The following is a 26,462-nucleotide window of genomic DNA, read 5'->3' as shown; positions in this document are numbered from 1 at the left end:
AAGGTGGCGTAATATGTCGAAGATTCTTGTTCTTTATTATTCCTCTTATGGTCATGTAGAGACAATGGCCTATAATATTGCAGAGGGTGTGCGCAAAGCTGGGCTAGAGGTAGATGTAAAACGTGTGCCGGAATTAGTGCCCGAAGAGGCGGCGAAGGCGCATCATTTTAAAGTGGATCAAAAAGCCCCAATCGCCTCGCCTGATGATTTGGTTCATTATGATGGTATTATTGTTGGGGCACCTACGCGCTTTGGGCGTTTACCAGCACAGATGGCCAATTTCTGGGACCAAACGGGTGGTCTTTGGGCAAAAGGGGCATTGATTGGTAAGGTCGGTGCTGTTTTTACCTCCACAGCGACCCAGCATGGTGGGCAGGAGACAACGCTTTATTCTTTGATGTCTAACTTGTTGCATCATGGCTTAGTGATTAGTGGGCTACCTTATAGCTTCCAAGGGCAGATGCGTAATGATGAGATTACCGGTGGTGCACCTTATGGGGCAACGACAATTGCCTCGGGTGATGGCTCTCGTCAGCCAAGTGAGACAGAGCTAGAGGGTGCGCGCTTCCTCGGGCAGCATGTGGCAGGGCTGGTAAAGAAGCTTGCCTAATTTTGCTGGCATGTGACCTTATGAGGGAAGGGAGGCTGGGGTCTAGCCTCCCTTTTTATGTCTCTATGTTTCATGTGAAACAATTTAGCGCATAACAGGTTTATGCTGTGTCCCGATGAGGAGGCACTTCCTCATCACGCTAGAGAGAATGGCCTCTTTAAAGGGGAGAAAACGACCATAAGAGGCAGGGATAGGGTAGTTGCTCTTAGCCGGTAAGGTGCAACCGTAAATATGGACCATTAAGGTGAAATGGCTGAAAATATGCTTCACCTCCCCGCAATGCTCCCATTGGGTGGGGAAGGGCGCATCATGCGTAAAAGCTGTTTTTTTAAGCTGTGTAAGGGAGGGGGTTATTTTGTCATCCGCCCATGGCGTGCCGGGGAGTTCATCTGTGCCACCTAATAAGCCTGATGGAGGACGGGGGCGGAGTAAGACGCGGCCTTGGGCATCAATGATGCGAAAAAGAATGGCATGGCGCGTGGGGCGTGGTTTTTTCTTCTCCCGTGCAGGGAGCAGGGGGGCTAGATTGCGTATTCGGGCGAGGCACTCTTCATGCCATGGGCAGGTTAAGCAGGAGGGCGAACGGGGAGAGCATAGGCTAGCCCCGAGGTCGAACAAAGCTTGTGCAAAATCGGAAGGGCGCGCTTGTGCGGCGGGGTCATCATTTAGATGGCTGGCAAGCTGAGCTAAAAGCGGGCGCGAGGCGGGTAAAGGTTCCTCCACAGCATTGAGCCGTGCTGTGATGCGCTCCACATTGCCATCAACAGGCACGGTGGGAATATTAAAAGCAATGGCCGCAATTGCACGGGAGGTATAAGCCCCAATGCCGGGGAGTTTTTGTAGGGCTTCAATATTACGGGGAAATCCTCCTATCTCGTGAACTGCTTTGGCACATGCATGTAAGTTACGGGCCCGTGCATAATAACCAAGCCCCGCCCAAAGTTGGAGGACTGTCTCTAAGGGGGCAGCGGCGAGAGCATCAATTGTGGGGAAATGCTCTAAAAAACGCTCATAATAAGGGATGACTGTTTGTGCGACAGTCTGCTGGAGCATGATTTCACTGAGCCAGACATGGTAAGGCTCTGCTTGCTGGCCGGGGGCTGCACGCCATGGGAGGTTACGGCGGTGGCGGTCATACCATTGGAGAAGTTGGGCGGAATTAGGTGTCACGATGGGCTTAGTACGCTATGATGAGGGGGGAATAATGGGGCAGTATATGACGGAAGATTCATCGGAAAAAAAGACAAAGAAAGCGGATAAGACAGAGTATCGTCGGGTTGGGGGGCGGATGATAGGTGCGCTTTTACCACGATTAACCCAGCCAATCTTCCGTAAAAAATCGCCCCTTTATGTGCGTCTGCTTATGGAGTGGGAGACGCTTGTAGGGACAGCCTTGGCAGAGGTGAGCGAGCCATGCCGTTTGCGGCCGGGTGTATTGACGATACGATGTTGTGGCCCCGCAGCGGTGGAGATGCAATATGCAGCCCCGCGTATTTTGGCCAATATTAATACAGCTTGTGGTTTATCGGGGGCAGATGCTCTAACGCAGATTAAATTATTGCAGGATCGCCCGGTCCAACCAAAGAGAAAATCCTCCCCTCGCCCTAAGCAATGCAATGGGGCGTCTGTCGCAGTGGAGGGTATAGATGATGAATCACTTAAAGAAGTGTTGGAGCGTCTGGGCAGCCATGTTTTGGCAAAAAAACAAGGTGTGAAACGCGAGAGGCGTTTTTAGGTTTGCCTAAAATATAAGATGCATAAGGAGAGGCCCTAGACCCCGGCTCTCCGTTATGGAGATGCCGAAGGCATAGGGGTGAGGGGAAGGTTACTCCCCGCCGACAATGTCGGAGGCTTTATAGCCTTGGGCAAAGAGATGCGTCCGCATCCCTGTGAAGTTGACTTGTTGCTCCACCACTTGGCGGACATTTGGCTTTGCATGATAGGCAATGCCAAGCCCCGCGGCTTGGAGCATGGGGATGTCATTAGCCCCATCACCAGTTGTGATGCTGGCAGAGAGCTGAACACCACGCTCGGCACAAATTTGCTCAAGATGTTTCTTCTTAGCATCTGGGCCGAGAATATCGCCAATGAGCTGACCTGTGATGATTCCGTCTTTAATCTCAAGGAGATTGCCGTAATGCTCATCAAAGCCGAGTTTTTTAGCCGCACGCTCGGTGAACCAGTCAAACCCACCGGAGATGAGAGCCGTGCGTGCGCCATTGGCCTTCATGGTCTGGACAAGCTCTTTAATCCCATCGGTGAAGGGGAGCTTCTCTAGCACGTCCTTTAGCAAGGATTCAGGATGGCCTTTTAGCCCGATGGTCCGTTTGCGGAGGGATTCATCAAACTCCATCTCGCCATTCATCGCGCGTTTGGTAATCTCGGCGACATAGTCACCTGTGCCGGTGGCCTTGGCAAGGTCATCCAGCGTTTCGCCATCAAAGATGGTGCTATCCATATCGGAGACGAGGACAGCCTTACGGCGGCCCCGCGTCTTGGTGAGGATAGCATCGACCTTATAAGGGGCAAGGGCGGCACGGATTGTTGCAGGCGTGGCATCACCGGGGCCGGGAGGCGGGCAAAAAATATCAACGGCTTCACCCTCGGACAGCACGACCGGCGGTTCACCTTTGACAAGATTGCGGGCAATGTCGATCGCCTCTTTGGGAAGGGTCCCATTGCGGCGATTGGCAACAAGAGTCAGAACACAAGGTAGGGACATGACATCTCTCGCTAAAACATCAGAAGATATGGCAGAATAAGTGTATGAGCTCTTCTGAAAACGCCCTTATTGTGGCCGGACCAACCTGTTCGGGCAAGTCAGCTTTGGCCTTTCATTTGGCAGACCTGTATTGTGGTACGGTCATTAATGCGGATTCTATGCAGGTTTACCGGGAGTTACGCATCCTTACTGCCCGCCCAAGTGAGGCGGAGGAGGAGGCGATTCCGCATCGTTTATATGGGGTTTTGCCTGCGGCTACAGCAGGTAGTGTTGCATGGTGGCGTAAGCAGGCCCTCGCTATAATGGCAGAATGCCGCGCCGCAGGGCGGTTGCCTATCCTCTGCGGGGGGACGGGTATGTATCTACGCGCCTTGACCGATGGCCTTGTGGAAGTCCCCGACCCTGGGGCAGAGGCACGCCAACAAGCCCGCGCCCTGCTTATGGAGATTGGGCCTGAAGCGTTACACGAAAAATTGATGAAGGCAGACCCTCAAACAGCCTCTCATCTTCACCCACAAGATTCTCAACGTGTGAGTCGGGCTTGGGAAGTGCTGATGGGAACAGGCCGGGGTTTAGCCTCATGGAGGGCGGCGGAGGGCCTACCGGCAGCACCTTACCGGTTTATATCCCTCATGCTGGATCCTCCGCGTGATGAGTTACGTTCTGCCATTGCTCAACGCTTTGATGCCATGCTGGAGGCTGGGGCGATGGAGGAAGTCGCCGCGCTACGACGGCAGAACCTCCCTGAGAGCCTCCCTGCTATGCGGGCGCATGGTGTGCCAGAGTTAGGACAAGTGCTAGAGGAACAATGGAGCCTTGATGAAGCTCGCCTACAAGCGACCCGCGCCATTGGCCGTTATACGCGCCGCCAAGCGACATGGTTCCGCCATCATGCTCTTAGCAAAGATGGAGATGGCGAAATAATATTTCACAGAACGAGCGGAAAAGAGTTCTTTTCGAGTAAAAAAATGCGCGAAATTGAATATTTTATATCATCTAGAATTGACGGAGCCGGTTTAGAGCGATAGAGCAGAAGCGTTGCGTTAACCGGCGAGAGGATATACGCCATGCCTGCCAGCGAGACAGCTCCGATGATGGCAACAGGTGCTGAGGTCATTTTACGCGTTCTTGAAGAAGAAGGCGTGGATGTCATTTTCGGCTATCCCGGTGGTGCGGTCCTCCCTATCTATGATGCGCTTTTTAAGCAAAAGGCGATCCGTCATATTCTCGTCCGGCATGAGCAAGCGGCAACCCATGCGGCGGAAGCTTATGCACGCTCCACAGGTAAAGTGGGTGTGGTGTTGGTGACATCCGGCCCCGGTGCAACCAATGCCGTAACAGGTCTGATGGATGCGAAGATGGATTCCATCCCGCTTGTTTGTTTGGCTGGGCAGGTGCCTGTTCCCTTAATCGGGAAGGATGCCTTCCAAGAGGCGGATATGGTGAGCATTACGCGCCCCGCTACGAAGCAGAGCGTCCAAGTGCGTGAGGCTGCGGCTTTAGCCCCTACGATTCGCGAGGCCTTTGCCGTAGCGCGTTCTGGCAGGCCCGGCCCGGTTTTGGTGGATTTACCTAAGAATATCACAGTCTCGGAAGCCCCCTTGCCGCCGCGCCCGGCACAACCTGCTTGTAAAGAGGCGGGTCCATCTCTGGAGGGGCATGCGGTAAAGCGTGCGATTGAGGCGATGAAGAACGCCCGTAAGCCGCTGCTTTATGTGGGGGGTGGCGTTATTAATGCCGGGCCGGAAGCCGCAAAATTGCTACGTCAGTTAGCGGAGAAAACGGGCTTCCCCGTGACCTCTACTCTGATGGGTTTAGGGGCGTATCCGTCCTCTAGTGAGCCGTTTTTAGGCATGCTGGGGATGCATGGGGCGGTTGAAGCGAATATGGCCGCGCATGATTGTGACGTGCTGGTAGCCCTTGGGGCACGGTTTGATGACCGGGTAACGGGCCGTGTGGATGGGTTCTCCCCTCATTCCTTCAAGATTCAGGCGGATATTGACCCGCGTGAGTTTGGTAAGATTGTAAAGGTTGATGTCGCTTTGCAGGGGGACCTCAAGGCGACTTTAAAGGCCTTGCTGGCAGAATGGGGGGATACGCAAGCAGCGGATCTTTCCAGCTGGTGGCAGGAGATTGCCCAATGGCGCGCTGTTGAGGGCTTTGGCTTTGAGCAAGATAAAGCCGATACAGCCATTATTAAGCCGCAATATGCGTTAAGCCGCTTGTATGAAAAGGTGAAGGCTAGCGGGCGGGATTGTTTTGTTACGACCGAGGTTGGGCAGCATCAAATGTGGGCGGCGCAATATTTCGGTTTTGATGAGCCTAACCATTGGTTGACCTCCGGTGGGCTAGGTACAATGGGCTATGGCCTGCCAGCAGCAGAAGGCGCGCAGATTGCTCATCCTGATGCTTTAGTGATTGATATTGCCGGTGAGGCCTCTACCCTGATGAATATTCAGGAGTTAGGAACAATCGCCCAATATCGCCTGCCGGTGAAAATCTTCATCCTCAATAATCATTATATGGGGATGGTACGCCAATGGCAGGAGTTAGTGCATGAATCCCGCTATTCTCAGTCTTACAGTGCAGCTTTGCCGGATTTTGTGAAGCTGGCGGAGTCGTTTGGCATCCGTGGGTTGCGGGTTGAGACGCTGGGCGGGTTGGATGAGGCCATTACCACTATGTTGGCGCATGATGGGCCGGTGTTGGTGGATGTCCATGTAGCGCAAGAGGAATGTTGCTTCCCCATGATTCCCTCTGGGGCCAGCCATGACCAGATGCTCCTAGGGCCGGGGCGTGTGTTTGGCGGGGCGAAGCTGACAGAAGAAGGCAAACGCCTCGTTTGAGAGATGGGTTTTACGGGCTGCCTAAGCGGCGGGTCGCTATTGTGTGTTTTGGAAAGGAAGGATGAGTACAATGCGTGTTTATTATGATCGCGATGCGGATATTAATCTGATTTGTGGCAAGAAGGTTGCCATCATCGGTTATGGTAGCCAAGGCCATGCCCATGCCAACAATCTGCGTGATAGCGGGGTGAAGGATATTGTTGTCGCTCTGCGGCCAGAATCTAAGGCGCGCGCAAAGGCAGAGGCAGCGGGCTTCCGCGTTGTAACACCCGCCGAGGCCGCCGCTTGGGCCGATGTTGTGATGATTTTGACACCAGATGAAGGTCAGGCCGCTCTGTATAAAGAGCATCTGGCCCCGCATTTAAAACCCGGCACGGCTCTGGTGTTTGCGCATGGTCTGGCTATCCATTTCCGCCTGATTGAGCCAACTGCCGAGATGGATGTGTTCTTGATTGCTCCGAAAGGCCCCGGCCATACGGTGCGCTCTGAATATCAGCGTGGTGGTGGTGTCCCATGCTTGGTGGCTGTGCATCAGGATGCTTCTGGCCATGCGAAGGATATTGCTCTGTCCTACGCCTCTGCCGTTGGTGGTGGGCGCGCTGGCGTGATTGAGACGAGCTTCCGTGAGGAAGTGGAGACAGACTTGTTTGGTGAGCAAGCCGTGCTGTGCGGTGGGACGATTGAGCTTATCAAAGCCGGGTTTGAGACGCTGGTTGAGGCAGGCTATGCCCCAGAGATGGCGTATTTTGAGTGTCTGCATGAGATGAAATTGATTGTGGATCTGCTTTATGAAGGTGGTATCTCCAACGTCAATTACTCCATCTCCAACACGGCGGAATATGGGGAATATGTCAGCGGGCCGCGCGTTGTGACCCCTGCGGCAAAAGATGCCATGCGTGCTGTGCTGAAGGATATTCAGGATGGGACATTCGTGCGGAACTTCATCTTGGAGAATCAGTCCGGCAATGTTGGCTTTAAGGCATCCCGTGCCCGTGATGAACAACATCAGATTGAGAAGGTCGGGGCAAAATTGCGTGAGATGATGCCGTGGATTGCCAAGAACAAGCTGGTTGATAAAACACGTAACTAATAAAGGTTGCGGTTTTATAATCACAGAGTGGTTATGGCTTAATGGGGAGGATTTTCCTCCCCATTTTTATGGAGTATTATTGCGTCCATTTAGCAGATTTTTAAAAAAAAGTTGCGTTTAGCGTTATATTTTCTTAGAAAACGAGTTCGACGCTCCTTCATTCGGGAAGGGGGGCGATAATCTGCTGGTTCAGGAGTACGTTATGGACGCACTTGCTCGACTGGGGATGGAATCGGACCTTCCGAGAGATATCCAGAACACTGAGGCAATTCACGCAGTCGAAGACTGTAAGGACTTTTTTATCAAGCAAGGTGGTGAGACCTATGCAGGTAATCATCTGCTTGTTGATTTCTGGAATGCCAGAAATCTGGACGACCCCGAACAAATAGACGCTACGTTAAGGCGGGCTGCAAAGGCAGCAGGGGCAACGATTCTTCATGGACATTTCCATCATTTTACGCCAAATGGTGGGGTTTCTGGCGTGATTGTTTTGGCTGAGAGCCATATTTCCATCCATACATGGCCGGAGCGTCACTTCGCAGCGGTGGATATCTTCATGTGTGGTGTGTGCGACCCTAACCGGTCGGTCCCTGTTATGCAGGAGCTTTTTCAAGCTGGCCGTGTGGAGATAGACGCGTTCAAGCGTGGGCGTGTCAGTGCGACAAGGCATACAGGGCGGTAAGCCGAGCGGGGAAGGGGTTTAGGCGTCTTCCCAATTTCCCTATAATAAAAGGTTATAGGCCCCTGCATTTTGTAAGGCAGCGGGGCATAGCTGGCTATGAGCGTACTTATTGTGGGCACGCATCCATGGCTAGGTGATGACATGATGAAAGGATGGGCCGTGTCTTCTGGCATATCTTCCGAGGCGTGGTTTAACGAGGCTTTATATCCTGATTGGGGCCAACGCTTTAAAGTGGTGAAAGAGCTTGTGCATAAACGCTCGCCTTTCCAAGATATTCGTATCTTTGAGAGCAGCAGCCACGGCCGTGTTTTGGTGTTGGATGGCATCATCCAAATTACCGAGCGTGACGAGTTTATTTATCAGGAAATGTTGGCTCATGTGCCACTTTTCATGCATCCGTACCCTAAGCGCGTTTTAATCATCGGCGCAGGTGATGGCGGGGTGTTGCGCCGTGTCCTCCAACATAAAACGGTGGAAAAAGCCGTCATGGTGGAGATTGATGGCGATGTGATCGAACTTTCCAAACAGCACCTGCCGATGTTCGGCAAGGATGCGTGGGATGACCCGCGGGCTGATGTCATCGTGGGGGATGGGATTGATTACGTCAAAAAAGCTGATGATGGGGCGTTTGATGTCATCATCGTTGATAGTACAGACCCTATCGGCGTGGGTGATGTACTCTTTACGGATGATTTTTATAAGAATTGCGCGCGCATCCTCTCAGATGAAGGGATTATCGTGAATCAATGCGGTGTGCCCTTCCAACAGGCGGATGAGCTGCGGGAGACCACAGCACGGCGGGCGAAGTTCTTCCCGCATGTAACGGCCTATCTTGCGGCAGTGCCGACTTATGTTGGTGGTTTTATGACCCTTGGGATGGCGAAAAAGGGCACCGCACCGCATAAGTTAGAGCTAGCGACGTTACAAAAAAGAGCGCAAGAAAGCGAGATTGCGGAAAGCTGCCAGTATTGGACGCCAGAGGTGCATATTGCCTCTTTCAGCCTTCCGCCTTATATCGCCCAAAACCTCCCACGCTCATAATGGTATAGAGAAGGACCCCTACCATGCGCCGGATGACACTTGCGGACTTCCAGAAGATGAAGGATGAAGGCCGGCCCATCGCCATGGTGACGGCCTATGATTACGCCTCGGCTTTAATTGCGGAGCAAGCGGGCGTGCCGGCTATTTTGGTAGGGGATTCCCTCGGCATGGTTATGCAAGGGCAGGACACAACCTTACCTGTGCGTGTAGAGGATATGATTTATCATGCCCGCATGGTCATGCGCGGGAGCCGTAAAGCCCTTGTGGTGGTGGATTTGCCTTTTCTGTCTTACGCGACAGAGCAAGATGCGGTGGATGCAGCACGGCGCGTTATGCAAGAGGGGGGCGGCCAAGCCCTTAAATTGGAGGGCGGGCGTGAGATTGCCCCGATAGTGCGGCGTTTAACAGCAATGGGCGTGCCGGTGATGGGCCATTTGGGGCTTACGCCACAAGCGCAACATCAAATCGGCTTGCGTGCTCAGGCAAAAGAGGTGCAGGCGGCGCGTAAATTACTTGATGATGCGCGTGCGTTAGAGGAGGCTGGTGCTTTTGGGATTGTGCTGGAGGTTATCCCGGCAGATTTAGCGGCTTTAGTCTCTAAAGAGGTGCGTATTCCCACAATCGGCATTGGGGCTGGTGCGGGGTGCGATGGGCAGGTCCAAGTCTGGCATGATGTGCTAGGGCTATTCGAGGGGAAATCGCCTCGTCATGCGCATCGTTTTGCAGAAATTGGGGCGCAGATGGTTGGGGCTTTATCTCATTATGTAAAGCAGGTGGAGGAAGGCTCCTTCCCCACAAAGGCGCAGAGTGTCAGTATGGCCCCCGATATTTTGGCCGCTCTTACAGCGGAGTGAGATTGTCAGAGAGGGGGGAAGCTGGCAAAGTGCCGCTTTTCCCTGTCTTGCAGGAATAAAGATAGACATGATGGATGAGACAATACAACCTAGCCCCCTTCGGGCACTCCATGAGGAGCTTAAAGCTCAGATGGATGGGTTTGATGGGTACGAATTGCCAGCACAATATCCCTCCGGGGCTGAGGTAGAGCACCTCCATACGCGCAAACAGGCTAGTTTGTTTGATATTTCCTTTTTGGGGCAGTTGCGTGTGCGCTCTAAGGAGGGGAATCTCGCCATTGTGGCTGAGGCCTTAGAGCAGCTTTTGCCAACCAATGTTATAGGGATGGAAAAAGGCCGGATGCTCTATGGTCTCCTCACAACAGACCAAGGCGGCATCCGAGATGACCTTGTTATCTCCCGGCAAGAGGATGATTTTTTACTCATCCTCAATGGGCGCAATCGTGAAAGCAATGCGGATTATATTGAGAATGCCCTTGGTGAGGATTGCAAAGTAAGCCGTGAGTTCGACCGGGCGATGGTGAGCCTACAAGGCCCAAAAGCAGCAGATGTGTTGGGGGCTGTTCTAGGGGTAAGTGCCATTACTGCCATGAAGTATCGTGATTGCCATGATATGCCGTGGGAAAATGGGACCATTACGGTTGCGCGCTTTGGCTATACGGGGATGGATGGGTTTGATATTTGTCTGCCAGCAAATCTCGCAGAAGCTTTTGCACGCCGTCTTTTGGAGCATCCAGAGCTAGAGCCTGCCGGTATGCTGGCGCGTAATACGTTACGTTTGGAGGCAGGGTTATGCCTCTATGGGACGGATATTGATAAAACGACCTCTCCGGTAGAGGCCGCACTTGCCAATAATATTGCACAATGTCGTAGGCCCGGTGGTGAGCGCGCAGGAGGCTACCCCGGTGCGGAGACTATCGCAGGGCAATTAGAGCATGGGATTTATCGCCAGCGCGTAGGGTTAAAGCCGAGTGATGAAACATCCCTCCCTAATGGGGCGGAGATTTTCTCTGATGCTGAAGGGCAGGATCGTATTGGCCGTGTTACCTCAAGCTGTTTAAGCCCGACATTACGGGTCATGATTGGCATGGGCTATGTCACACCGGCTCATGTTGAGGTGGGTAGTCAGATTTTTGCCAAAATGGATGATGGTACCATGCAGCCTATCACAGTGGCGGCTCTGCCTTTTGTCCCCCTTGCGGAGCGGTGACCCTCTAGCCGTATTAAATCTAGCTCCTTTTCCTTAATAGGGCTTTACGCCATGCCTTTTTTGGGTGAGGCTCGGCAATAGCAGGCGGGGAGGGGTCTCTCCGGCCCTGCTGCGGCCCTAAGCATCCGGCTTGGGAGTTTATAAGATGGTTAAGGAGATGTGGTATGAGCGAGGCTGTTCATATTCTGGCATTAGCGACAATTGATAAGGGCAAAGCGGCAGATCTGGAAAAAGTTGTGCAGGAATGTGCGAAGCACTCCCTGCAAGAGAAAGCCTGCAAGCGTTACGAAATTGCGCGTGATGCTGAGAATGAAGGTCGCTTTACTGTGAGCGAGATTTGGGCCAGCCAAGAAGGCTTCGAGGCGCATCTCGCGACAGAGCATTTCGGCGTGTTAGCGGCTTTCGCTAAGGAACATGGTGCAGAGCTGGAAGTCATCCGCCAAGTACCGCTGCATCCCGCCGCATAAACGGCAGAATAAGGAGTGTAACTTAATGGCTGATTATCGTTTGGGCATTGATTTTGGTGGCACGAAAATCGAGATCCTGGCGTTGGACCGCAAAGGGCAGGAGGTATTGCGCGAGCGTATTCCTAATCCCGGCGTCTATGATAAGGCCATTGAGGCCATCCGGGATTTAGTTCGTAAAGCGGATGAGCAGATTGGTTGTGTTCCTGCTCATCGTATTACGGGGACGCAACTAACCTCCACGTTGGGCATTGGTATCCCCGGCTCGATGTCCCCAGAGACAGGGCTTGTGCGGAACTCCAACGCAACATGGCTGAACAACCATCCCTTTAAGCGGGATGTGGAGGAAAGCCTTGGCCGCCCTGTGCGGGTGGAAAATGATGCGAATTGTTTTGCCCTTTCCGAAGCGGCCGATGGCGCGGGAGAAGGCTATGCTACAGTGCTGGGTGTAATTATTGGCACCGGCATGGGTGGGGGCATTGTTGCTAATGGCCGTATTCTCCCCGGGCGGCATCATATTGCTGGGGAATGGGGCCATATTCCTCTGCCATGGGCTAAGCAAGAAGATTTCCCGATGCGGAAATGCTTCTGCGGGAATGAGGGGTGTCAGGAGCGTTATCTTTGTGGCCCGGTCCTTGGGGCGGAGTGGAAAGGCGAAGGCAATCGCTCCCCTAATGGGATTGAGGAAGCCGCGCGTAATGGTGATGAGGCCGCGATTCGCGCATTAGACCTCTATATGGACCGTTTTGCGCGGGCCTGTGCACAGGCTGTGAACTTCCTAGACCCAGATGTAATTGTGTTGGGTGGTGGGGTGTCTAACTTAGCCTGCATTTATGAGCGTGTGCCGAAATTGCTGCCGCGTCATGTTATTACGTCACCTTGCACAACCCCAATTGTGCAGAACCGCCATGGTGATAGCTCTGGCGTGCGCGGTGCGGCATGGCTGTGGGATGTGAGTGAGAGTGGCGTGACGCATACATAGTAAGTCGGACTAAACGTACCAGCGTCATTTTATAAAAACCGCCCGTTCTGTTATAGAGCGGGCGGTTTTTTATGAGCTTGCTCTGCCAGAGGTGGCAGAGCAGTACGTTCGTTATATTAGACGGAGTAATACATCTCAAACTCAACAGGGTGAGGTGTATGCTCAAAGCGATACACATCTTGCATCTTGAGGGTGATGTAGCTCTCAATCTGATCTTTGGTGAAGACATCCCCTTCCAGCAAGAAGGCGTGGTCGGTCTTCAAGGCTTCCAAAGCTTCACGCAGGGAGCCGCAGACCGTTGGGATCATGTTCAGCTCCTCAGGGGGAAGCTCGTAGAGGTCTTTATCCATCGCTTCACCCGGATGGATTTTATTGCGGATACCATCCAAGCCTGCCATCAGCATGGCACTAAAGGCGAGGTAAGGGTTCGCTGTTGGGTCGGGGAAGCGAACCTCCACACGTTTTGCTTTGGGGCTTGTCGCATAAGGGATACGACAAGAAGCCGAACGGTTAGCAGAGGAATAAGCCAGCAGCACAGGGGCCTCAAAGCCCGGGATCAGGCGCTTGTAAGAGTTGGTGGAAGGATTGGTAAAGGCATTAAGAGCCTTGGCATGTTTGATAATCCCACCGATGTAATACAAAGCTTCATCAGAGAGGTCAGCATAGCGGTTACCAGCAAAAAGCGGCTTACCATCTTTCCAAACGGATTGATGAACATGCATACCTGTGCCGTTATCACCATAGATAGGCTTTGGCATAAAGGTTGCTGTTTTGCCGTAGGAATGAGCCACATTATGCACGCAATATTTGTAAATCTGCATAAAGTCAGCAGATTTAACAAGCGTTGCAAAAGCCGTGCCTAATTCATGCTGGCTGCGGGCGACTTCGTGATGATGCTTTTCAATCGGTAAGCCCATCTCACCCATTGTAGCGAGCATTTCGGCGCGCAGGTCGCTCTCATTATCCACAGGCGGAACAGGGAAATAACCGCCTTTACGGGCAGGGCGATGGCCCATATTCCCTTCAGGATAATCTTTCATGGAAGCTTCTGGCCCCTCGATGCTGTCGAGGTGGTAGGAGCCGTAATTCTCCCCCGTACCAAAGCGGACACTATCAAAGATGAAGAACTCTGCCTCCGGGCCAAAGAAGGCGGTATCCCCAAGGCCGCTTTTTTTGAGGTATTCTTCCGCTTGTTTTGCTGTCGCGCGTGGGTCGCGGTTGTAATAGCCGTTGGTTTTAGGGTCGATAATATCGCAGATGAGAATGAGCTGAGGGCGGGCAGAGAAAGGGTCCACCACAGCGGTCTCAGGGTCAGGGAGGAGGACCATGTCGGACTCATTGATGGCCTTCCACCCTTGGATGGAGGAGCCATCAAACATGAAGCCATCTGTAAATGTATCTTCTTCAATGGTGCGGACAGTCTGCGTGGTGTGCTGCCATTTGCCCTTTGTGTCGGTAAAGCGGAGATCGACAAATTCAATGCCATGCTCCTCAATCAACTCAAAAACGCGCTGGATAGCGGCTTTTTGAGGGGAAGGGCGTTGTGCAGAAGGAGTAGATGCTGATTTTTTTGCCATGGCTGCGTGCCTCGCATATTTTGGACTGATACCAAAACGATTACGGGACAATGAGCCATCTGTCGAGTGCTTGCACATAAACTTCCTTTTATAAGACGAGTTGGCTCCTTTTTCTGATAGGATTTGCATTTTCGGGCTAAAAAGCCCATCTGGTGGTCATGTCTATCATCTCACCCCTACAAATATCCGACACTTTGTTTTTTCATGATGGTTCTTCATGGAATCACGATGACGTGAACAAACAACTCACCCATAGTCTTGCCAGCATGGATGATGGGGAATTGTTCCTCGAATATCGTGAGGATGAAACGCTTGGGCTGGAGAATGGCCTGCTACGGACTGTTAGTTTCAATCAGTCCTCAGGCTTTGGGTTGCGTGGCGTTGTGGGGAGTCAGACCCTTTTTTCCCACTCGGACCTTTTGGGGATGGATTCATTACAACGCGCGGCAGAAGGGTTCCGTCATATAGAGGTTGCGGCGTTACTACCTACCAACTCTGCTCCGCAAGGCACTGTATCAGGGGCGGATAGATGGCATGCAATAGCCCTGTATAGCGGGACACATCCGCTAGAGGGGAGCCGCTTTGCCCAGCGGGCGGATTTATTGCGCGAGATTGACGCGTATGGCCGTGGGCTAGATGGCCGGGTCGTGCAGGTCAATGCCACATTGAACACGCAATGGCAGGTCGTACGGATTCTTCGTCCTGAGGCTTTGTGCCGTGGGGAGACTGGTCCGCTGGTGGATATTCGCCCGCTTGTGCGGTTGGATATTTCTGTGATGGTGGAGCAAGGAGGACGGCGAGAAAGTGGGCGTATGGGCCAAGGTGGCCGTTATGCACTGGCCCGTTTGATGGCACCATCTTGTTGGCAAGCGATGACGCAAGAAGCCTTGCGGGAGGCTTTGGTGAATCTGGAGGCCGTTGCAGCCCCAGCGGGGGAGATGCCCGTAGTGTTAGGGGCGGGCTGGCCCGGTATTTTGTTGCATGAGGCCGTAGGCCATGGGTTGGAAGGGGATTTCAACCGGAAAGGGACATCCGTTTTCTCCGGCTGTGTGGGCCAGCGCATTGCCGCGCCAGGCGTTACGGTGTTGGATGATGGGACATTGCCAGAACGCCGGGGGTCGTTAATGATGGATGATGAAGGCACCCCGACAAGGCGCACTATGTTGATTGAGGATGGTATTCTGCAAGGTTATATGCAGGATCGGCTTAATGCTCGTTTGACGGGTGTTGCCCCGACGGGCAATGGGCGGCGTCAATCTTATGCGCATGCGCCTATGCCGCGTATGACCAACACCATCATGGCAGGCGGTCAGGCCTCGGAGGAGGAGATGATTCGCTCCACTAAAAGAGGGCTTTATGCGCGTAATTTTGGCGGTGGGCAGGTTGATATTACCTCCGGCAAGTTCGTCTTTGCGGCATCAGAGGCTTATATGATTGAGGAGGGGCGCATTACAGCCCCTGTGCGTGGTGCTACTTTGATTGGTAGTGGTGCCGATGTCATGCAGCAAATCAGCATGATTGGGCCAGAGATGGCATTAGACCCCGGTATAGGAACATGCGGTAAGGCGGGGCAGGGTGTGCCTGTTGGTGTGGGGCAGCCGATGATAAAAGTGAGCGGGCTGACCATCGGCGGGACGGCCACTTAGAATCTTTTAAAAACAGTATATTACGGTGTGTTATTCTGTGTGCTCTTCTTTTTAAGGGGGCATAGATAAAACAAATGGAATATGTTTCAGATATAAATATTTCTCATTACACTATTGCAAAGTATCTTTTTGCTGTCGTAATGTTTTCGCATCAACAATTTTTGATGGTGCATCGCTATGAAGAAGTCCGTGCGTTACGCAGCCCTTCTCTCCAGCCTCGTTGCAGGTACCTATGGTGCCACTGCGCAACTCTATGCTGCAGATGCAGCGGGGACTAATAGTGTTAGCACCATGTCTGATGATAAAGCGAAGGTGAAGTCTGTTAAAAAAGCAGACAAAACAGCGTCAACATCAACGCCTACAGTGGCGACACAAGCCGCAACGCCCAAGCCGCCCGTTGTGCAGGTTGCTGAAAAACCAGCCTCTAAACCATTGCCAGAGCAGTGGTATACGGGCTCGCTTTACTCCCCTTCTCCCGCTTTGCCTGCCCCGGGGATGATTGCGGTGGAGCCGTATGTGGCGGCTGGTTTGCCTGCTGGTGCGTTTGATTCCAATGGTCACTTAAATACCCGCAAAGGGGCGGGGGGACAGCACTCTATTAGTCAGTTCTCCTTGGCAAAATACGGGATTACCGACCATCTGTCGCTCTATTTATTGCCGACTTATAGCTATAGCTGGGGTGACCACCAGAAACATTCCGGTTTGAAGTTTAATGACCTGCCGGTGGAGTTTCAGTACCGTTTAACGCCACATTATACGCCATCTATCACGCTTTATTTTGGTGTGAATACTCCAACAGGGGATTATAAAAACCTCTCCAATGCATCAGAGGGTGTGGGGCAAGGTGTTTGGGCGTTGCGTTACGGTGTGCATAGCCAGTTTGCGCTCCCCTTCTTTAAGCATGCGATGCGTGTGCGTCTTTGGGCGCAGGTGCGTCACCCCGTGGCCAGTACAAAATTGCGGAACATTACGAGCTATGGGACAGAGAAAGGCTTTACAGGCCGCGGCCATGCTGGCCCATATGGGAATGAAGGTGGCTCTGTAGAGCTGGGGATTACAAAAAAATGGGTCTTTGCTTTAGACCTTTACCATGTTTGGTCCACGTCTAATTCGGTAAATGGATATAACCGTTATACGAATAAAAATATCCATTATCGGACAGGTTGGTCCGGTGCATTTAACGTAGGCCCGGGTATTGAATATAACTGGACGTCAAGCATCGGGGGAATCGTTGGTGTGATTTTACCGGTGGCAGGGCATAATACGTCTCGTTCTATTTCCCCACAGGTTGCGGTGTTCGCCGTCTTCTAAGAGCTAAGTTTGTTAGAGCGGGCTTTTTTCCCCTCGTCCCTTTAAAGGGACGAGGGGTTTTTTGTATTAGGCATGTGTTAAGAATACTAATTTGAAGATCGTTTTAAAGATAAAGTGGGGAGCATATTGGATAGTAAGTAATAGCACTAACGGTGAGAAATCCATTATCCCTGTAGGGGGGAGGATATTACGAATGGGTTGTAATACAGGCTCCACCAAACGTGCAAGCATCTCGGTAAGGGCTTGTATAAATCGGTTGGAGCGGGGGTCAATAACGTCAAAGTTGATGGCCATTGTGGCGAAGCAATAAGCAAGGATGATCCATGTATAAATATCCAGCACCATCAAAATAAGATTGACGATAAACATATAAAGATTAGCAGCAGTCATAAAAGGTGATGTCCCTGATACGAATTAGGTATAATCCCCTATGTAGCAGGCTTTGCTAAGTCTGACGATATGAAAGCGAATGAAAGGCGGGGTTTCTATAACCGTGTGGCTTATTTATACGCTTTTACCTTGACAGGTAAGAGCCTACATGGTGTTTATAGGGCAGACATCATGGGGCTATAGCTCAGTTGGGAGAGCGCCTCGTTCGCAATGAGGAGGCCAGGGGTTCGAATCCCCTTAGCTCCACCATGATTTCCCCCTTTAAAAGCTGTGTGTTTAAGAGGATATCAGGGTGTAAAAACCCCCCTTCTTATATTGTGCATATGGGCAAAGCACGCATGAGAAGGGGGGATAAAACTATTATGGTGTTGTGGGGATAGAGCGAGAAATATGATCCGCTAACTGCACCACAAGGTTACGCATCAGGGCTGCGATATCGGCATCAGTATTCGCGGGGCCTTCTGCGGAGAGATGGACAATATTCTGTGTGATGGGTTTTGTTGAATCATGAGGGACAATCGCCCAATGGGCGTTTAATACGGCGTGATGATTCACATCGACATCAAACTCCGAAATCGCAACCATCACGCGCATATTAGCTGCTTCGATCAAAGGTTGATCTGTAAAGAGCATATGCGGTTGGGTTGCGGCGATCTCGTTTGTGATGAGGTCGGTCACCCCAAGGGAAAGGCGCGTAACCCAGCGGGCGTTTTGGCTGCGGCGAATTTCTTCTCCATTACGGGAGATAATATCTTGGCAGTCCAAATAATCGGGTATGACCACGCGATCAATCGCCACGATAGTTGCATTAGGGGGAACCCGAAATGACTTATCGTCACTATGAGCAGGAATCCCCAATGTGTAGAGGCGCAAAGCAGGAGAAGCGCAGCCAGTAAGGAGAGCGCAGCCCCCCAAGAGAGCAAGAGCAGTGCGGCGGAAAGGAAACATCATGGCTTGCGTCCCATCAGTAGGAGTTGCGGGTTGCGTTCTACATCGCTTGCAAAACCGCGCAGCGAGGCCGCTGTGACAGCAATATCACGCAGGGCGGCATCCAAATTAGCACGATCAGCAGAGCGTTCGGAGAGGATATCTTGCAGGGAATCCAGCGTCTTAGTGGCTGAGACGAGCGTCATATGAAGGTCCTTCCCGCGCTGGTTAAGTTCACCTGTGCCCGCATCAAGGAGCTGGTTCATCTTCAGCAAGGTATCATCAAGGCGCGCATGAAGGTCCTTGATGGTCTCAGTGGCAGCGAGAACGGTATCTTGTGCATGGTCGGAGGTTGTTTTGACGCTATCAATCAAGGGCGGTAGTTTCTGGCGCAGAGTGTCGCTCAGTGCGGTGATGGACAGAATGGCCGTATCAGCATGCTCGCTAATATCCTTGATGGGAATCTGCTCTAATGTGTTTTTCAGCTTCTCCATAGCTGATAGACGCACGGGGATTTCCGGTAGATTTGTAATCCGAGGATGAAATACAGCCGGGACAGATTTATCAAAATCCAACTCAATATCGGACTGCCCAGTAACTAAACTTTGCAGATTCAACCCAGCGCGTAGCCCATTATCAATCATCTCTTGGAACCTAATGCGGGTATGGTCCGGCATATCGTGGACAACATGCATTTGGCTAGGCTCTAACGTGATAATAACAGGGATATAGGCCTTCTTATCCTGTGGGTCGAAATGGAGGGTGATGCTTTTCACCGACCCAACCTTCACCCCACGGAAGTTTACAGGGGCACCGACAGAGAGACCAGAGATGGAGTTTTGGAAGACCAGCGCGACCTCCTTTGTAGAGGAAAATAAGCGCATATGGCCAAACGCCATAATGATAAAGATAAGCAGCACGCTGCCAAGGATCACAAACGCGCCGATTTGGGTTTTTTTGTTTGTGGTATCAGACATGCTGTTCGGCCTTCTGTTCTGTCTGGGAGGGGATGGTGGCAGAGCGATGCATGAAGGCTGTCACCTCCGGAATAGTACAATCAAGGAGCGCACGCGGCGAGCCATGGGTGATGGGCCTATGCGTTTTTGCATCTAAGAAGATGCCGTCATCAGCAATTGTAAGAAGGCTGGGTAGCTCGTGACTTACAATGACGATTGTCGCACCAAGCCCATCACGGAGGCTGAGGATGAGGTCATCCAAACGCGCCGATGTGATGGGGTCTAACCCTGCTGAGGGCTCGTCAAAGAATAAAATATCAGGCTCTAAGGCGATAGCACGAGCAAGGCCTGCACGCTTGCACATACCGCCTGATATTTCATAAGGGAAAAGGTCTATCGCATGTTCCATCCCAACAAGGCCGAGCTTGAGCCTGACAAGCTCGGTAATTTCGGCTTGGCTGAGGGATGTAAACATTTCTAACGGGAGGGCAACATTTTCGCCCACTGTCATGGAGCTCCATAGCGCACCACTTTGGAAGAGAACACCATAGCGGCGGTTAATCGCTGTACGGCGGTCATCAGGCTGAGCCCAGTAATCTTCTCCTCCAACCATGATCTGCCCTGCTGTAGGGCGGAGCAAGCCTACAATACTGCGGAGAAGTGTGCTCTTGCCGCAACCGGATCCACCCATAACCGCAAAGATAGATCCGCGTTTAAGGTCGAACGAAACATTCTGTTGGATGATCTTTGGGCCGAAGGATAATTGCAAATCGCGGACGGAGATAAGTGTTTCTTGCTCAGACATCAATCAAATCCCGACAGCATTAGCAATAACGGCGAATACAGCATCCAAGGCGATGATGCCCACAATCCCAATCACAACAGCGCGTGTGGCGGCGATACCAACATCAGCCGCGCTACGGCCTGCTTTAAGGCCGACACGGCAAGCGGCAAGAGCGATAAAAGCGGCAAAGAAAAGAGATTTGATGAACCCAAAAACAAACTGGCTAATCTCAACACCATCGAATGTCGCGAGCCAGTACCCAATGGGGGAAATATCCATCATGCCCATAGCGACAACAAAGCCGCCAAAGATGGAGACCATCGTACCATAGAGGTAAAGCAGCGGCATCATAATGACGAGCGAGAGGATGGAGGGCAGTAAAATATAGCCCGAAACGGGGATGCCCGTCACTTGGAGAGCATCGATCTCCTCATTCCCCAACATGGTAGAGATGCGTGCCGCATAAGCCCCGCCGGTACGCCCTGCCATGATGATGGCCGTCATGATGGCGGAAATCTCACGTGCGGAGGCAATCCCTACGAGGTTGGTGACATAAATCTCCGCAGCGAACTTACGCAGTTCAATCAGCCCAACAAAGGCTAAAATAGCCCCAACAAGGAAGTTAACGATGCTGACAATTAACAAAGCGGAGGGACCGGCATTCCAGACATCAACGAGGAGGTCTTTTAGGCGCATGGCACTCTTACCGCGGAAGGCCTGCATGGCCCCCCGGAAGACATCCATCGTAAGGGTCGCCATTGTGCCAATCTCATTAAGATTGTTCAGGCATTTACCCCCGACACGAGAGAGGAAGCCCTCATGATGCTCTTGATGAGGGGTAACCTCAGCGGGTTTATCTGGCAATAAAGCGAGCAAACGCTGTGCGGAATCTGGGAGTGTTTGCTCATCCAAGGTAAGAGAGGCCTGACACGCCGCTTTTTTAACGTCCCATAAAAAGGCGATGAGGCTGACATCCCAATTCTGGAGGCCCGTGACATCAACCGTTACTGTCTTATCTGCAATAGAGGCAACAGAGGCGAAGCTATCTTGTGGGAAGTTTATGCCATTCTGCGTTTGGATGTTCCATGTGCCCTTGAGGGCGAGGCACAAACGCCCCTTGCTCTCTTGGAGGGCCCAAGAGGGTGCAGGAGATGAGGTAGCGGCTCGCATTTCCGTCACAGGCATAAGGCCAGTCCTTGCTGTGCCCTTACTGTGGGGCGTTGGGTAGGATGCGACATCGTTATGCCAATAAAGCGTCTCATAATGAAAACCCTATAACATAAATGTAAGAAAAGCGAGGGGGCGGGAGAGGGTATGCTGTAAGATTATTTCTATATTTCAAGAGGTTTTTAGAAAGGGAATTACTCATGTGCGGCATAAAGTCGCAGATGCATTTTCCGGCCATTAGAGTAATTCAGCCCCTCAAATTGATCATAAAGAATTGCGCTTTCTCCTTGCTGTTTTAAAGCGTGCAGAAACTCTGCTTCATCGCGTTGGTCTATCAGGGCGAGGGCACAATGTGCATCTTCATGTAAGGCTTGAGCAGCGGCTATGGTGGGTAGGATGCGTGTCGCCCCGCCAGTTAAAAAGATGAGACTTGGCTCTTTATAGGATGGGGAGAGCAGGGGGCTTTCTTGGCAGGGGCGAAGTTGCTCAAAACTATGGGCTATACGAGGCGAAAGTTGGATGCTGGTAAGGTAGGGGATTAGGCATAAGAAAAGCCCCATCTCACTTAACAACGCGGCACCAAGGGAGCAAAAGGCCCCTTCTCGCCATTTTTGTTGGTAGATAAACCACCCCGTGGCGATGAGGAGCGGGAGGCTACCATAAAGGGGGATGAAGCTATCGGTAAAGAAGTGCCCTTCCATAGCGTAAAGGAGCAAAGGCACCGCAGCAGAGAGCAGCAGCCCTATACTTAACCAAAGGGTTGCATAAATCCCGACCCCTATTTTGGCCCAGAGGGTACGCAGTGGGGTGCATGGCCAGTTGAGCAAGCTAGCGGCTGTGAGAATGGCAATGGCGGGATAGGTGGGCAGAACATAATGGGGGAGTTTAGTCGCGAGGCACTCAAAAAACAGCCAATGAGGGACAATCCAGCAGAGGAGGAAGAGAAGCTCCGGCTCTTTTCGTTTCTGCCAAAGGGTGGGTAAGGCGCGGAGGGCATAAAGGGCACATGGCCAGCATGCGAGCGAGACAAGCAGAAGGTAATAGCCGGGAGGAAAGCCATGTGCTTCTTGTCCACTGGTGATTTTACCGAGCAGATTATGGCCTACAGCACGGCGGAAGAACTCCCCATGGCTGACAAAAGCAATGCTTATACACCATGGCAAAACGATTAACGCACTGATTATCCATCCCCAAGCGGGCCGTAAATGCCGCCAGAGGGTAAGGGTGCGTGTGGCCAAACAAAGGGCGAGGAGTGTCCCAAAGCTAGGGATGAGAACGATGGGGCCTTTGAGCATCAACCCCATGCCAAGGGCGCACCAATAAAGGATGCTGTAGCCGCAAGGTGTTTTTATATGGGCGCGTGCATCTTCAAAATGCCGGAGGAGGAGGGCTTGCAAGCACAGAATATCTAGCAAAAGGACGCTATCAATCGTGGCCATTCGGCTTTCTGCGGCAAAGAGAGGCGTCACCAATAGAAAGCCAGCAGCGAGCAGCCCCGTTTTTGGCCCAAAGAGGCGCGCGCCAATCCATGCGGTGAGGAGTGTACTTAAAATAGATGCTACGAGGCTGGGCAGACGATACGGCCAAGTGTGATGGCGCAGGGTTGTATCATGCGTGATGAACTCTGTGATTTTAACAGCACCGGCCTCTAACCAATAGATGCCAGCAGGCTGATGATAGCGAGGCTGGTCTTGGAAGCGAATATCGAGGAAGTTACCCGTTGCCAGCATCTGCGCGGTAGCTTGCATATAGCGTGGCTCGTCCCGGTCTAGCGGGGGGAGGCTAAGCCGCCCTGGCAGAGCGAGTAAAAAGGCTAACAAGCCAAGCACAATATAATGACGGGATGAGAGGGTCATAAAAGGCAGGCTTGCAAAGGGGGAAGGATACAGAGAGAGGCTTATCGCTCGCTTAACGGTGGGAGAGGGCGTGTCCGTTTTTGCAGCCAGAGAACACCCAAAAGGTCGAAAATACCAACGAGGGCACGATTCATATTATTATATTTAGAGTGCCCATGCAGTCTTGCGCGATGTTGTGTTTCTATACAAATGAGCGGGGCACCATAGCTTTGCATTAAAGCAGGTAAAAAACGATGAAGCCCCTCAAAATGGGGAAGGGTAAGGAAAAGGTCGCGTTGAAAGAGCTTTAGCGGCCCGCCGGTATCGGGGCAATGGTCGTGTAGAAGATGTTGACGAAGGGTGTTTGCAAGCCGGGTCGCAAAGCGGCGAGAGAAGGAATCACGCCTTTTCCGGCGGACCCCAACAATGAGCGGGGCTGGGCTTTTCACCCCATGGGTTGTCTCATAAGTGTGGCGCGCAGCCAGCATGGTTTGGATGAAAGCGGGATTGTCCTGCCCATCACCATCCATTGTGGCAATCCACGGCGCATGCGCGGCACGAATAGCGGAGCGGAGTGCGGCGGATTTTCCCATACGCGTGGGATGAACGATAATCCGCAACTGGGGGAGGAGGTGTACTTTAGCCTCTAGCAGCTTTTGCTGTGTTGTATCGGTGCTACCGTCATCAACAATGATAACCTCCGCTGGAGGGAGGTCCGTTAAAACTGTGCAGAGTTCCTCACATACGGGGAGGATATTATCGCTCTCGTTAAAAACGGTAATGACGACAGCCAGCAAGGGATTATGTGGCTTACTGGCTGTCAGTGTGCTGGTCATGCAGCCTTGTCATTAAGGGCTTGCGGCAGTTGCTTTAGCCCATCAGTGATGAGTTTATGAGCAAGGGAGGAATCTGCCGCGAGGTCTTTTTGGAGGACATCCTTTGCAGCAGCAAGCGCGAGGGCCGCGGCTTGCTCACGAATGTCACGCAGGGCGGCTTGCTCTGCAATATGAATGCGCTCGCGAGCAAGTTTCTCATGGCGGGCCACCATATCATCAACATCACGCTCAGCTTGGGCGCGCAGACGCTGTGCCTCTAGCTTGGAGGATGTGATGAGCTGTTGGGCTTCCTCTTGAGCGTGCTTTAGGTCGCGTTTGGAATCCTCAAGCATTTGCTCAGCTTCACGGCGGAGGCGTGTTGCCTCATCCAAATCCTTGCGGATCTCATCTGCGCGTTCATCAAGCTTAGAGGCTATGGTTTTCCAGAGCTTACGCCCAAAGATGACGAAGAACAGAACGAAAGCGAGAGATGACCAAAAACGGGGTTCATGAAACATGCTCACCTCCTGCAGTATGAGCGCGCTCTATAGCAGAGGCTACAGAGTGATGATCGGCTTTACCAATGAGGCGTTCAATAAGAGTTGTGGCGGTATTTGTAGCGATGCCACTAACATGATTGAGGGCCTTGGTGCGCGATTGTGCAATGCGGGTCTCCGCATCACGGATTTCAGTATTAAGGCGAGCAAGTGTCTCGCTAACCTCATGCTGAATGTTCTTCTTAGCTGTATCGCGAATCTCTTGAATGATAGCGTGAGCATCATCAAAAGCTTTATCGCGTGCTTCATGGAGCTCTTTTTGGGCTTTGTCAGCATCTTGCTTAGCGCGGCGGGCAAGGTCAAGATCGCTCTTGATGCGTTGGTCACGCGCCTTCAGCACATTAGCAACCCGTGGCAAAGCAGAGCGGCTTAGAAGCAGATAGAAGATGAAGAAGATGATGGCACCCCAGAGCACCTGGCCCTGCACATAAGGGTCGTTAAAGTGGAGCTGGGGCATGCCTTCCGCCACGGCCCGGCCCGGTAAGGCCGCAAGGGGGGCGGCGGCAGACAGGAGGAAACGAGGCGTAAGGCGCATCGGTCTTGCCCTCAGACGAAAAGGATAAGGAAGGCGATCAGCAGGGCAAAGAGGGCAATAGCCTCTGTCAAGGCAAAGCCAAGCATACCCAGGCCAAACACATGCGGGCGAGACGCCGGGTTGCGAGCGATAGAGTTTACCAGCGCAGCAAAGATGTTACCGATACCAGCACCAACACCGGCAAGAGCAATCACGGCAAGACCAGCACCAATCTCACGAGCGGGATGAAGAAGATCCATGGTTCAGCTTCCTTTATAAGGACAGGACAAAGAGAAACGCAGGCACTGCCAGCCCATTAATGGGCGACAGCCTCACGCAGGTAAATGCAGGTAAGGATGGCAAAAACATAAGCCTGTAGAAGCCCTACCAGCAGCTCAAGTGCCGTCAAAGCGATGTTGAGAACAACAGGGGTAATTGCCAGCACATCGCCGACAACGCCAAGACCGGCAAGCATGATCGTAAAACTTGCAAAAACCTCCAACAGCACATGCCCTGCTACCATATTCGCAAAAAGACGAATGGACAGGCTGATGGGCCGGGAGATGTAGGAGAGAATCTCAATCGGTACAAGCAAAGGGGAGAGGGCAATGGGCGCACCCTCCGGCATGAAGTGCTTGAAGAAGTTTAGCCCCTGCACACGCAAAGATGTGATGATGCAAAGGATAAACACCGCCATTGCCATAGCCAGCGTAACAACAATATGGCTGGTGAAGGTAAAGGAGAACGGCAGTAGGCCGATGTAATTCCCCGTCAGAATGAAGAAGAATAAGGCAAACACAAAGGGGAAAAAGCGCGTTCCCGCCTCCCCGATAGTATCAACGGCCAAACCGTGGATGAAGTCGTAACTCACCTCTGCGGCGGCTTGTAGGCGACCAGGCACCACGGCTTTTGGCTTCATCCCAACATAGAGGAACGTAAGCACCACAGCGGCGGAGATTACCATAAATAGCGGGGACTGGGATAACCGCAGTGCCTCACCGAAAGAACCCAAAATCGGATGCAGTTCAAACTGTCCGAGCGCGTCAATCTTCGATCCGCTGGCCACGCTGGTCTCTCCCGTTTTCTTGTGCCCTATTCTGAGGGGCATCTGTAACATTCACAACACGCCAGACATTCCGCAAGCCGGCTGCCATGCCAAGCATAGCAAAGCCAATCATAAACGCAGGCTTACATCCTGTCCATCGGTCAAGTTCATAACCAATGCCCAGACCAACGGCAACACCAGCCACGAGATCACTTGCAATACGGAAGGCCATTCCTAATGCAGAATCTTCGGACAAGGCGGCAGTTTTTCGGGGGGTATTTTTTGGGGTCAGCTTTTGCTCCATATGAGCAAGACGCTCATTGAACTGGCTGTATCTGGTTGTGTCGTGGTTGCTCACGCTACAATACCCCAAAATGTCCTGCATCATTGCGATGGACACAAAGTAGCTAGACAGGGCATGAGGCTGATGTCAACGA

28 protein-coding genes and 1 tRNA gene are annotated in these 26,462 nt (G+C 52.3%); 14 read left to right on the top strand and 15 right to left on the bottom strand.

The window, feature by feature from the left end:
- Positions 1 to 13: 13 nt before the first annotated feature.
- Positions 14 to 610 (top strand): NAD(P)H:quinone oxidoreductase, encoded by a 597-nt coding sequence (gene wrbA / locus GM557_RS00265; RefSeq protein ID WP_155572496.1) that lies wholly within the window; start codon positions 14 to 16, stop codon positions 608 to 610.
- Between the two features lie 84 nt (positions 611 to 694).
- Here wrbA and GM557_RS00260 read toward each other — a convergent pair whose 3' ends face one another.
- Positions 695 to 1,780 carry an A/G-specific adenine glycosylase gene (locus tag GM557_RS00260; RefSeq protein ID WP_370513393.1) on the bottom strand — a complete coding sequence of 362 codons (1,086 nt, stop codon included), beginning with the start codon at positions 1,778 to 1,780 and terminating at the stop codon, positions 695 to 697.
- Positions 1,781 to 1,826: 46 nt separating this feature from the next.
- On the opposite strand from GM557_RS00260, the gene GM557_RS00255 reads away from it, so the two are divergent.
- Entirely contained in the window at positions 1,827 to 2,345 is a 519-nt protein-coding gene (locus GM557_RS00255; RefSeq protein WP_196424552.1) for a DUF721 domain-containing protein, read from the top strand.
- 90 nt (positions 2,346 to 2,435) lie between these two features.
- Here the strand turns inward: GM557_RS00255 and serB are convergent, their stop codons facing one another.
- Positions 2,436 to 3,332: a phosphoserine phosphatase SerB gene (gene serB, locus GM557_RS00250; protein WP_099026629.1), complete on the bottom strand. Its 897-nt coding sequence runs from the start codon at positions 3,330 to 3,332 to the stop codon at positions 2,436 to 2,438.
- 44 nt (positions 3,333 to 3,376) lie between these two features.
- On the opposite strand from serB, the gene miaA reads away from it, so the two are divergent.
- The 9 genes from miaA to GM557_RS00205 all read left to right on the top strand — a co-directional run bounded on the left by miaA (position 3,377) and on the right by GM557_RS00205 (position 12,501).
- On the top strand, positions 3,377 to 4,360 hold the full coding sequence (gene miaA, locus GM557_RS00245) for a tRNA (adenosine(37)-N6)-dimethylallyltransferase MiaA (protein WP_155572494.1): 984 nt from the start codon (positions 3,377 to 3,379) through the stop codon (positions 4,358 to 4,360).
- A gap of 39 nt (positions 4,361 to 4,399) precedes the next feature.
- Positions 4,400 to 6,178, top strand: a complete 1,779-nt coding sequence (ilvB, locus tag GM557_RS00240; protein ID WP_099026631.1) for a biosynthetic-type acetolactate synthase large subunit — start codon at positions 4,400 to 4,402, stop codon at positions 6,176 to 6,178.
- Positions 6,179 to 6,248: 70 nt separating this feature from the next.
- Positions 6,249 to 7,268 (top strand): ketol-acid reductoisomerase, encoded by a 1,020-nt coding sequence (gene ilvC, locus GM557_RS00235; RefSeq protein ID WP_155573405.1) that lies wholly within the window; start codon positions 6,249 to 6,251, stop codon positions 7,266 to 7,268.
- Positions 7,269 to 7,470: 202 nt separating this feature from the next.
- Entirely contained in the window at positions 7,471 to 7,950 is a 480-nt protein-coding gene (gene speD, locus GM557_RS00230; RefSeq protein WP_099026633.1) for an adenosylmethionine decarboxylase, read from the top strand.
- Between the two features lie 144 nt (positions 7,951 to 8,094).
- Complete coding sequence (speE, locus tag GM557_RS00225) at positions 8,095 to 8,991, top strand: polyamine aminopropyltransferase (RefSeq protein WP_155573404.1); 897 nt, start codon at positions 8,095 to 8,097, stop codon at positions 8,989 to 8,991.
- 23 nt (positions 8,992 to 9,014) lie between these two features.
- Positions 9,015 to 9,845, top strand: coding sequence for a 3-methyl-2-oxobutanoate hydroxymethyltransferase (gene panB / locus GM557_RS00220; protein ID WP_155572493.1), 831 nt, complete (start codon positions 9,015 to 9,017; stop codon positions 9,843 to 9,845).
- Between the two features lie 67 nt (positions 9,846 to 9,912).
- Positions 9,913 to 11,055: a glycine cleavage system aminomethyltransferase GcvT gene (gcvT, locus tag GM557_RS00215; RefSeq protein ID WP_155572492.1), complete on the top strand. Its 1,143-nt coding sequence runs from the start codon at positions 9,913 to 9,915 to the stop codon at positions 11,053 to 11,055.
- A 164-nt stretch (positions 11,056 to 11,219) separates the two neighbouring features.
- A complete protein-coding gene (locus GM557_RS00210; protein ID WP_155572491.1) occupies positions 11,220 to 11,522 on the top strand; it encodes a putative quinol monooxygenase in 303 nt (100 codons plus the stop codon).
- A gap of 25 nt (positions 11,523 to 11,547) precedes the next feature.
- Entirely contained in the window at positions 11,548 to 12,501 is a 954-nt protein-coding gene (locus GM557_RS00205) for an ROK family protein (protein ID WP_155572490.1), read from the top strand.
- A 116-nt stretch (positions 12,502 to 12,617) separates the two neighbouring features.
- Here the strand turns inward: GM557_RS00205 and glnA are convergent, their stop codons facing one another.
- Entirely contained in the window at positions 12,618 to 14,078 is a 1,461-nt protein-coding gene (gene glnA, locus GM557_RS00200) for a type I glutamate--ammonia ligase (RefSeq protein ID WP_155572489.1), read from the bottom strand.
- A 158-nt stretch (positions 14,079 to 14,236) separates the two neighbouring features.
- On the opposite strand from glnA, the gene tldD reads away from it, so the two are divergent.
- Together tldD and GM557_RS00190 are read left to right on the top strand one after the other, a co-directional pair.
- Entirely contained in the window at positions 14,237 to 15,724 is a 1,488-nt protein-coding gene (tldD, locus tag GM557_RS00195; RefSeq protein WP_155572488.1) for a metalloprotease TldD, read from the top strand.
- Positions 15,725 to 15,901: 177 nt separating this feature from the next.
- A complete protein-coding gene (locus GM557_RS00190) occupies positions 15,902 to 17,035 on the top strand; it encodes a hypothetical protein (RefSeq protein ID WP_230873359.1) in 1,134 nt (377 codons plus the stop codon).
- A gap of 66 nt (positions 17,036 to 17,101) precedes the next feature.
- Here GM557_RS00190 and GM557_RS00185 read toward each other — a convergent pair whose 3' ends face one another.
- Positions 17,102 to 17,425, bottom strand: a complete 324-nt coding sequence (locus GM557_RS00185; RefSeq protein WP_230873360.1) for a YggT family protein — start codon at positions 17,423 to 17,425, stop codon at positions 17,102 to 17,104.
- 173 nt (positions 17,426 to 17,598) lie between these two features.
- On the opposite strand from GM557_RS00185, the gene GM557_RS00180 reads away from it, so the two are divergent.
- Positions 17,599 to 17,674: transfer RNA gene (locus GM557_RS00180), tRNA-Ala, on the top strand.
- Positions 17,675 to 17,785: 111 nt separating this feature from the next.
- Here GM557_RS00180 and GM557_RS00175 read toward each other — a convergent pair.
- From GM557_RS00175 to GM557_RS00125, 11 genes are all read right to left on the bottom strand, one after another.
- The gene (locus tag GM557_RS00175; RefSeq protein WP_155572487.1) at positions 17,786 to 18,376 is read right to left on the bottom strand and encodes a membrane integrity-associated transporter subunit PqiC; all 591 of its coding nucleotides are present in this window, start codon (positions 18,374 to 18,376) and stop codon (positions 17,786 to 17,788) included.
- Positions 18,373 to 19,329 (bottom strand): MlaD family protein, encoded by a 957-nt coding sequence (locus GM557_RS00170; RefSeq protein ID WP_155572486.1) that lies wholly within the window; start codon positions 19,327 to 19,329, stop codon positions 18,373 to 18,375. The genes GM557_RS00175 and GM557_RS00170 overlap by 4 nt, the downstream gene beginning before the upstream one ends.
- A complete protein-coding gene (locus tag GM557_RS00165) occupies positions 19,322 to 20,113 on the bottom strand; it encodes an ABC transporter ATP-binding protein (RefSeq protein WP_370513392.1) in 792 nt (263 codons plus the stop codon). The genes GM557_RS00170 and GM557_RS00165 overlap by 8 nt, the downstream gene beginning before the upstream one ends.
- Before the next feature lie 3 nt (positions 20,114 to 20,116).
- Positions 20,117 to 21,277 (bottom strand): ABC transporter permease, encoded by a 1,161-nt coding sequence (locus tag GM557_RS00160; RefSeq protein ID WP_155572484.1) that lies wholly within the window; start codon positions 21,275 to 21,277, stop codon positions 20,117 to 20,119.
- A gap of 176 nt (positions 21,278 to 21,453) precedes the next feature.
- On the bottom strand, positions 21,454 to 23,115 hold the full coding sequence (locus GM557_RS00155; protein WP_155572483.1) for a glycosyltransferase family 39 protein: 1,662 nt from the start codon (positions 23,113 to 23,115) through the stop codon (positions 21,454 to 21,456).
- Between the two features lie 41 nt (positions 23,116 to 23,156).
- Positions 23,157 to 23,930 carry a glycosyltransferase family 2 protein gene (locus GM557_RS00150; protein ID WP_155572482.1) on the bottom strand — a complete coding sequence of 258 codons (774 nt, stop codon included), beginning with the start codon at positions 23,928 to 23,930 and terminating at the stop codon, positions 23,157 to 23,159.
- Positions 23,927 to 24,427: a F0F1 ATP synthase subunit B gene (locus GM557_RS00145; RefSeq protein ID WP_155572481.1), complete on the bottom strand. Its 501-nt coding sequence runs from the start codon at positions 24,425 to 24,427 to the stop codon at positions 23,927 to 23,929. Before GM557_RS00145 ends, GM557_RS00150 begins: the two co-directional genes overlap by 4 nt.
- Positions 24,417 to 25,001 (bottom strand): hypothetical protein, encoded by a 585-nt coding sequence (locus GM557_RS00140; RefSeq protein ID WP_155572480.1) that lies wholly within the window; start codon positions 24,999 to 25,001, stop codon positions 24,417 to 24,419. The genes GM557_RS00145 and GM557_RS00140 overlap by 11 nt, the downstream gene beginning before the upstream one ends.
- Before the next feature lie 11 nt (positions 25,002 to 25,012).
- Complete coding sequence (locus GM557_RS00135; RefSeq protein ID WP_018979931.1) at positions 25,013 to 25,240, bottom strand: ATP synthase subunit C family protein; 228 nt, start codon at positions 25,238 to 25,240, stop codon at positions 25,013 to 25,015.
- Positions 25,241 to 25,296: 56 nt separating this feature from the next.
- On the bottom strand, positions 25,297 to 26,046 hold the full coding sequence (locus GM557_RS00130) for a F0F1 ATP synthase subunit A (RefSeq protein ID WP_266137361.1): 750 nt from the start codon (positions 26,044 to 26,046) through the stop codon (positions 25,297 to 25,299).
- Complete coding sequence (locus GM557_RS00125; RefSeq protein WP_196424551.1) at positions 26,024 to 26,383, bottom strand: AtpZ/AtpI family protein; 360 nt, start codon at positions 26,381 to 26,383, stop codon at positions 26,024 to 26,026. The genes GM557_RS00130 and GM557_RS00125 overlap by 23 nt, the downstream gene beginning before the upstream one ends.
- Positions 26,384 to 26,462: the final 79 nt, after the last annotated feature.

This window comes from Bombella sp. ESL0385, from assembly GCF_009725755.1.
GTDB lineage: Bacteria > Pseudomonadota > Alphaproteobacteria > Acetobacterales > Acetobacteraceae > Bombella > Bombella pollinis.
Note: the sequence above shows the minus strand (reverse complement) of the source record. Positions and strands in the feature narration are given on the sequence as shown.